We start from the raw sequence: 2831 nt of genomic DNA, 5'->3' as shown, positions 1-2831 counted from the left end.
CCAGTGCACCGCCACCCTCGGCAACCCCGGCAACGCCCCCAACACAATCTCCTCAATGCTCGGCTGCGTCGCCGCGGTCAACGCCACCGAGTCCCCATCACAACCCAAACCCCCATTCATCCACAGGATGTGCACGGGGGTGTCGCTGTCGGACTTCCCGACACTTGTCATCGCTGACCTCGAACGGGGGTGGGGAAAATGGGTGGGCGTCACCGGTGGGCCACAGAAAAACGTTAGCCCCGTACCGCTGGACCAGCAAGACAGATCTGTCGTCCGGAAATCCGATAATCGGAGACTTCGCAGGTCCGCTCGGGTTGCCGGGGTCCCGCGAGGGTCATACGGTTTGCTCATGGATTGACTCGATCACCGAAACGGCGAACACTTGTGTCGTCACTCGGACAGAGGTGTCCAGATGTCGCAACTGCCACCGTCCGGACCGGTTGCGGTCGACGAGTTGTTGGCCCGCCGGACCGCACCACTGAACGATCTCGCCGAGCACGCGATGGACGTGGCGCAAGCATGTCATGCGATGGCGATGCGATTCCACCGGGGCGCGAAACTCGTGGTTTTCGGAAATGGCGGCCCGAGCACGGATGCCCAGCATGTTGCGGTCGAGTTCGTGCATCCGGTAATCGTCGGCAAACGCGCTCTTCCGGCCATCTCGCTGACCTCCGACGTGGCCACGCTGACCGGTATCGCCAACCGGGTCGGGCTCGACGCGACGTTCGCCCACCAGATCCGCTTTCTCGCCGAGCCGGCGGATATCGCCCTCGGACTTTCCACCGACGGCCGGTGCGCGAACGTCCTGAGTGGACTCCGGCAGGCGCGCGAGCTCGGCATGCTGTGCGTCGCGCTGGTCGGCGGCGACGGTGGCCCGATCGCGGCCAGCGGGGTCGCCGACCACCTGCTGATCGCCCGATCGGACGACCCGCGGGTGGTCAAGGAGGTGCACGTGACCATGTACCACGTGCTGTGGGAGCTGGTGCACGTGTTCTTCGAGCAGCCCGGCGTCCTGGATCCCGGGGTGGTGTGCCGGCCATGAACGTTCCGGAATGCCACGACGATGTCTGCATCACCTGCTCGGACACCGCCGTCCCGGTGACCGTGCTGCGCCTGCTCGACGACGAGCTGGCGGTGGTGGACACCGCGAACGGACCGGAGGAGGTGAGCGTCGCCCTGGTCGAGGCCGCGGTCGGCGACACCGTGCTGGTGCACGCCGGCGAGGCGATCGCGGTGCTTGGCGGCGATCATTCATGAGCGGTGCGCACGGTTCCCCGGGGCCGGCCGCCGATGTGCGGTCGCTCTACCCGTTCCTGTACGCCGGTGACTCCGATGTGGACGGTGTGCTGGAGCAGGTCCGGCGATCCACCGTGGCCAAGGCGCGGGAGATCGTCGAGCTGCGCGAGCGGGTGCTGGCGCGCGACGGGGACCGGCTGCTCGAGTGCGCCGGGCGGATGGCCGCGCGGTTCGCCGCGGGTGGCCGGCTGCTCGCCTTCGGCAACGGCGGCAGCTCGACCGACGCGCAGGACCTGGCCAGCCTGTTCCTCAGCCCGGCGGACGGTCCGGCCGGCGGGTACCGGCCGCTGCCGGCCATCGGGTTGACCAACGACATCGCGGTGATCACCGCGCTGTGCAACGACGTCGGCTTCGACGTGGTGTTCTCCAGGCAGATCGCCGCGTTCGGACGGGCCGACGACATCGCGGTCGGGCTGTCGACGAGCGGCAACTCGGCCAACCTGGTCCGGGCGTTCGACGAGGCCGGCCGCCGCGGCCTGTTCGCCGTCGGCATCGCCGGCTACGACGGCGGCAAGATGGCCGAGCTGGACAGCATCGACTACCTGTTCGTCGTGCCGTCCACCTCGGTGCACCGGATTCAGGAAGCTCAGACCACCCTCTACCACGCACTGTGGGAGCTCACGCTCGCCGCGCTTGGGAGATGATCGCTGATGACTACCGCAGAGGAAGCGCCGGTCCACATCCTGTGGATGAATGGGGGTTTGGGTTGTGATGGGGACTCGGTGGCGTTGACCGCGGCGACGCAGCCGAGCATTGAGGAGATTGTGTTGGGGGCGTTGCCGGGGTTGCCGAGGGTGGCGGTGCACTGGCCGTTGATCGATTTCGAGTGTGGTCCGGAGCAGGGGGCGGATACGTTCATTGAGTGGTGGCACAAGGCGGATCGGGGGGAGTTGGAGCCGTTTGTGCTGGTGGTGGAGGGGTCGATCCCGAACGAGGCGATCAAGGCCGAGGGGTATTGGTGTGGGTTCGGGAACAATCCGGCCACCGGTCAGCCGATGACGACCAGTGAATGGTTGGACCGGTTGGCGCCCAAGGCGCTGGTGGTGTTGGCGGTGGGGACCTGCGCGACGTATGGCGGGATTCATGCGATGGCGGGTAACCCGACCGGGGCGATGGGGGTGCCGGATTATCTGGGGTGGGGGTGGAAGTCCAAGGCGGGGATCCCGATCGTGTGTGTGCCGGGCTGCCCGATACATCCGGACAATCTGGCCGAGACGATCCTGTATCTGCTCTACCAGGCGGCGGGCAAGGCGCCGATGATCCCGCTGGACGAGGCGTTGCGGCCGACCTGGCTGTTCGGTGCCACCGTGCACGAGGGCTGCGACCGGGCCGGCTACTACGAGCAGGGCGAGTTCGCCAAGGAGTACGGCTCGCCCAAATGCCTGGTCAAACTCGGCTGCTGGGGCCCGGTCGTCAAGTGCAACGTACCCAAACGCGGCTGGATCAACGGCGTGGGCGGCTGCCCCAACGTCGGCGGCATCTGCATCGCCTGCACCATGCCCGGCTTCCCCGACAAATTCATGCCCTTCATGGAC

The 2831-nt window shown here is 67.1% G+C and carries 4 protein-coding genes and 1 pseudogene; 4 read left to right on the top strand and 1 reads right to left on the bottom strand.

Annotated features, from left to right (window positions below):
• A pseudogene (locus VFV67_RS24760) lies at positions 1 to 171 on the bottom strand (hydrogenase expression protein HypE); the annotation flags it as partial.
• 241 nt (positions 172 to 412) lie between these two features.
• On the opposite strand from VFV67_RS24760, the gene VFV67_RS24755 reads away from it, so the two are divergent.
• From VFV67_RS24755 to VFV67_RS24740, 4 genes are all read left to right on the top strand, one after another.
• The gene (locus VFV67_RS24755) at positions 413 to 1042 is read left to right on the top strand and encodes an SIS domain-containing protein (protein WP_326473028.1); all 630 of its coding nucleotides are present in this window, start codon (positions 413 to 415) and stop codon (positions 1040 to 1042) included.
• Entirely contained in the window at positions 1039 to 1257 is a 219-nt protein-coding gene (locus VFV67_RS24750; protein WP_326473027.1) for a HypC/HybG/HupF family hydrogenase formation chaperone, read from the top strand. The genes VFV67_RS24755 and VFV67_RS24750 overlap by 4 nt, the downstream gene beginning before the upstream one ends.
• Entirely contained in the window at positions 1254 to 1940 is a 687-nt protein-coding gene (locus VFV67_RS24745) for an SIS domain-containing protein (RefSeq protein ID WP_326473026.1), read from the top strand. The genes VFV67_RS24750 and VFV67_RS24745 overlap by 4 nt, the downstream gene beginning before the upstream one ends.
• 6 nt (positions 1941 to 1946) lie before the next feature.
• Positions 1947 to 2831, top strand: an 885-nt coding sequence (locus tag VFV67_RS24740; RefSeq protein WP_326473025.1) for a hydrogenase expression protein HypE, incomplete at its 3' end; no start/stop codon positions are given.

The organism is Actinophytocola sp. (assembly GCF_035762905.1).
GTDB lineage: Bacteria > Actinomycetota > Actinomycetes > Mycobacteriales > Pseudonocardiaceae > DASYTH01.
This window is presented reverse-complemented; position numbering and strand designations above follow the sequence as displayed.

Excerpts from the sequence above, each read along its gene's own strand:
- VFV67_RS24750 (WP_326473027.1), top strand. The coding sequence starts at position 1,039 with ATGAACGTTCCGGAATGCCACGACGATGTCTGCATCACCTGCTCGGAC.
- VFV67_RS24755 (WP_326473028.1), top strand. The coding sequence starts at position 413 with ATGTCGCAACTGCCACCGTCCGGACCGGTTGCGGTCGACGAGTTGTTG.
- VFV67_RS24745 (WP_326473026.1), top strand. The coding sequence starts at position 1,254 with ATGAGCGGTGCGCACGGTTCCCCGGGGCCGGCCGCCGATGTGCGGTCG.